This window comes from Cupriavidus sp. 05N40, assembly GCF_056397305.1.
Window position 1 is genome coordinate 1 of record NZ_JBFTND010000361.1, and the last position, 3,924, is coordinate 3,924.

At 70.9% G+C, this 3,924-nt stretch carries 5 protein-coding genes and 1 pseudogene; all 6 read right to left on the reverse strand.

Annotation, left to right across the window (positions count from 1 at the left end):
- Positions 1-405, reverse strand: a pseudogene (locus tag AC1DO7_RS39990) (hypothetical protein); the annotation flags it as partial.
- Positions 405-923: a hypothetical protein gene (locus tag AC1DO7_RS39995; protein ID WP_441618315.1), complete on the reverse strand. Its 519-nt coding sequence runs from the start codon at positions 921-923 to the stop codon at positions 405-407. The pseudogene AC1DO7_RS39990 and the gene AC1DO7_RS39995, both read right to left, overlap by 1 nt.
- Entirely contained in the window at positions 920-1,579 is a 660-nt protein-coding gene (locus AC1DO7_RS40000; protein ID WP_441618317.1) for a hypothetical protein, read from the reverse strand. Before AC1DO7_RS40000 ends, AC1DO7_RS39995 begins: the two co-directional genes overlap by 4 nt.
- Positions 1,576-2,124 (reverse strand): hypothetical protein, encoded by a 549-nt coding sequence (locus tag AC1DO7_RS40005; RefSeq protein ID WP_441618319.1) that lies wholly within the window; start codon positions 2,122-2,124, stop codon positions 1,576-1,578. The genes AC1DO7_RS40000 and AC1DO7_RS40005 overlap by 4 nt, the downstream gene beginning before the upstream one ends.
- Positions 2,121-2,927 carry a hypothetical protein gene (locus AC1DO7_RS40010; RefSeq protein ID WP_441618321.1) on the reverse strand — a complete coding sequence of 269 codons (807 nt, stop codon included), beginning with the start codon at positions 2,925-2,927 and terminating at the stop codon, positions 2,121-2,123. The genes AC1DO7_RS40005 and AC1DO7_RS40010 overlap by 4 nt, the downstream gene beginning before the upstream one ends.
- Positions 2,920-3,924: GspE/PulE family protein (locus AC1DO7_RS40015; protein ID WP_477117473.1), on the reverse strand; the 1,005-nt coding region annotated here is incomplete at its 5' end. The genes AC1DO7_RS40010 and AC1DO7_RS40015, both read right to left, overlap by 8 nt.

Consider the following 3,924-nt stretch of genomic DNA (forward strand, 5'->3'; position numbering starts at 1 on the left):
GCCGCGCGCCTTGGCGCGCGCCGCGTCGATCGCGCGCAATCCGGCGAGCGCGCGTTCGTTGGCGCGGTCCAGCGTCAGCGCGCGGCGGTAGATGGCATCGGCCAGGTCCGGCTTGCCGGAGGCCGCCTCGCGCTCGGCGCGCTCCACATAGCTGTTCACGGCCTGCTCGCGCGCCCGCATGTAGCCCATGCGGTACTGCACGTCCTTCGGGTCCAGGATCATGGCTTCCTGGTACTTGCCCATCGCTTCCTCCTGCCGCCCGCTGGCCGCCAGGTCCCGGCCTTCGCGATAGGCCTTGTCGGCGGCGCAGCCGCCCAGCAGCAGCGAAGCGGCGAGCAGGCACGCGGTCCCGGCCCGGCTTGCGAGGCGGGCGAGGGCGCGCGTGGATTGGTTGACTTGCGGCATCAGTCTGCCTCCCCGAGGGACAGTTTCTGCACCTGCTTGAGCGGCAGGTACGTGATGGTCAGGGTCGTCGGCGTGATCGCTTCGGCGCGATAGGTGCCATCGATCATGCTGTGTTCGCGCACGACGTAGGTGTCGCCGCCGCGCGCGAGGTAGGCTTCCCACTTGCCGTTCTCCTGCTTCTTGCCGAGGTAGGTGAAGGGCAGCGGCGGCGCAGTGGGCTTCGGCGGGGGCGCCACGGCGACGGGCGGCGGTGGCGGCGGGGGGGGCGTCCAGTTGTGGCTGTCGAAGAGCGTGCCGTCGGCGGTGTCGCCAGCCCCCAGCAGCTCGGCCCGGTTGTGCAGCGCCAGGATGACGGGCTCGCCGCCGGCCGCGCGCGCTGCAGGGGTGGCCGCCTGCGTGGCATCGGCGCGCGTCACGGCGGCGACGATATCGTCGCCACTCGGCGAGCGGTCGCCGAAGATGGCCAGCGCCGCGGCCGCGAGCAGCGCGGCACCAAGTGCGAGATGCCTGGGCTTCATGGCTGCTGAGCCTGCATGGCGACAATGGTGCCCGGCGCGGGCACCGGGGCCGGCGCGGCCACGGGTTCGGGCGCCGCCGCCGGCGCGGCGGGCATGTCCTTCAGGTGCAAGGTGAAGCGCAGCCGCGCCTCCAGCGTGCCGCTGCCGATCGCGTCGCGGCGGAACGTGATCTCGTCGAGCGAGGCGAACGGGATCGCGAGCAGCGTCTTTTCGCAGAAACGGCGGATGGCGGCGTACGAGCCATTGACCGGCAGCAGGATCTGGTAGCTGTACACGCGGCTGTGGCGGTCGTACACCGACTTGTAGTCGGCCTTGGCCAGCACCAGTCCGTTCTCCCTGGCCTTGTCGAACAGTGTCAGCAACTCCTGCTCGATGTGGCGGCGGTCGCCGAGCGCGCCGTAGAAGAGGGCAAGCCGGTCCTGTGCCGACGTGGGCACGGCCGGTTTCGGCGCGCTCTGCGCGATCCGCTGCGCCATGCGCTCGCGTTGCAGCGAGGCGTGTTGCTGCGCCACGCTGGCCTGCTCGAGCGGGACCCACCAGAGCCAGCACAGCGCGCCCGCCAGGCACAGCGCCGCGGCGACGAGCGTGCCGGCCGCGTTGCGGAACAGCGCGAGACGCGCCTGCAACAGCGATTGCCCGATCAGATGCGTGTTCATTTGTCGCTCTCCGCCCACTGCGCAAGAAACTGGAACCGCAGCGGCCTGTTGGGATCCTGTTCGTTGAGTTCATGCCGCAGCAGCACCACCGACGAGAAGAACGGCTGGCTGCCCACGCGGGCGATGTAGGCGAGCATGTCGGTGCCGTCCTTCGCTTCCGCCACGCCCTTGATGGCGTGGCGGGCTGCGTCCGGGGACAGTTCGAGCAACGCGATGCTGCCTGCGGGCGTCGCCGCCTCGACGGCGCGGAACAGGTCACGCCACGGCAGGTTCAGGCGGGACACGACGTCGTTGACGGCGGCGGCCTGCGCGACCTCCACCGGTGCGGCGTGCCGCGCCGCCTGGCTGTATCCGGCCACGCGCGCGCGCATCTGCTGCAGCTGCCCGCGCTCGAGGTCGCCTTGCCGCGCAAGTCCGGTGGCCGTCACGGCCGCGCTCGCGCATAGCGCCACCCCGGCCGCGCCGGCCAGCCACGCAGCCGGCCGGGTGCCGGCCACGAACCGCCACAGCGAGCGCGGAGCGAAATCGACCCGGCTTGCCTTCATGGCCGTGCTCCGGTGAGGGCGAGTTCCGCGCCGGCCGTTGCCTGCGCCATCACGCCGTCGAGCGCCACGCATTGCGGCGCCTGCACCCCGGCGTCGAACCACGCCGCGGGGACCTGTCCGCACAGGCAGAGCCGCGCGGGCGCCGGCAAGCCGTGGCGCAGCGCTTCGCGCGCCAGTTGCACCGCCAGCCAGGTGCGGTCAAGCGGCGCGATGGCCGGCACCGGCAGCGTGCGCACATCGGTGAGCCGTCCGTGGTCGACCAGGCCCAGCACCAGCGCGTCGTCGTCCATCACGCCGAACCAGGCCCCGCGCGGCAGGGCACGCCGCCAGCGGTTCCACGCAGCGATGAAGCGCGGCTGGATGGCGACCAGCGCGAGGCGGTGGTCCGTGGCCGCCTGGCGCAGTCCGTCCACCAGGCACCGGGGCGCGGCGCAGGCCAGGAACGCGTGCTTCGCATCGCAGTCCGCGCTGATTGCCCAGTCCTCCGCGCGGTCCGCGTAGAGCTGGCCGAAGCGCATGCCGATGGCCGCCTGGCAGTCGCGCAGCCGCTCCGTGTTGCGCGGCGGCGTGACCATGAACATGCGTGTCCAGGCGCTGCCGAGGATCACGGATGTGGGCATGCGGGTGCAGCCGGTGTCCGCCAGCGCTGCGCGCAGGCCGGACAGGGCGCCCACGTCGGGCTCGGCGCTCAGCGGCGCTTCGGCCAGCAGTTCGTTGGTCCGGCGCAGCCAGCCGCATCGGCGCACGAGCGCCACCGAGGACGTGGACAAGCCGATGCGCAGGGAGAGAGGACGTTTATTCATGGAGCGTGACCCGTTTGATTTCTTCCAGCGTGGTGTCGCCTTGCCTGACCAGGTCGAGCGCGGCTTCGCGCAGACTGCGGCTGCCGTTGCGGCGGGCCGCTTCCTTGATCTGGCGGATCGGTCGTTTGTCGATGATCAGCTCGCGCAGCTCGTCGTTGAGGATCAGTATCTCGGCGATCGCGCGGCGCTTGCTGTACCCGGTGCCGCGACAGTCGCCGCAGCCCTTTCCCTGCATGAAGCGCCAGTCCGCGACATCGGCGCGGGCGAGGAACACCTTGGCCAGCTCCGCGTCGTCGGGCTCCTGCGCCGTGGCGCAGCGCGGGCAGTTGAGCCGCACCAGGCGCTGGGCCCAGATGCCATTGAGCGCCGACACGAAAGCGTAGGGATCGATCCCCATGTGCGTGAAGCGCCCGAACACGTCGTAGACGTTGTTGGCGTGTACCGTGGTCAGGACCAGGTGGCCGGTCAGCGCCGATTGCACGGCGATCTCGGCAGTCTCGCGGTCGCGGATCTCGCCGACCATGATCTTGTCCGGGTCGTGGCGCAGGATCGAGCGCAGGCCGCGGGCGAAGCTCAGCCCCTTCTTTTCGTTGACGGGGATCTGCAGGATGCCCTGCAGCTGGTACTCGACCGGGTCCTCGATGGTGATGATCTTGTCGCGCCCGTTGTGGATCTCGGTCAGCGCGGCATAGAGCGTGGTGGTCTTCCCGGAGCCGGTCGGGCCCGTCACCAGCAGCATGCCGTAGGGCTCCTGCGACAGCATCCGCAAGGCGACCAGCGACGGCCCGTCGAAGCCGAGCGCCTCGGGCGTCAGCGAGCCATAGGCGTCGATCATGGCGCGCTTGTCGAGGATCCGGATCACCGCATCTTCGCCGTGAATGCTGGGCATGATCGACAAGCGCAGGTCGATCTCGCGCCCGCCCGCCTCCACGCGGAAGCTGCCGTCCTGCGGCACGCGGCGCTCGGCGATGTCGAGCTCGGCCATGATCTTCAGGCG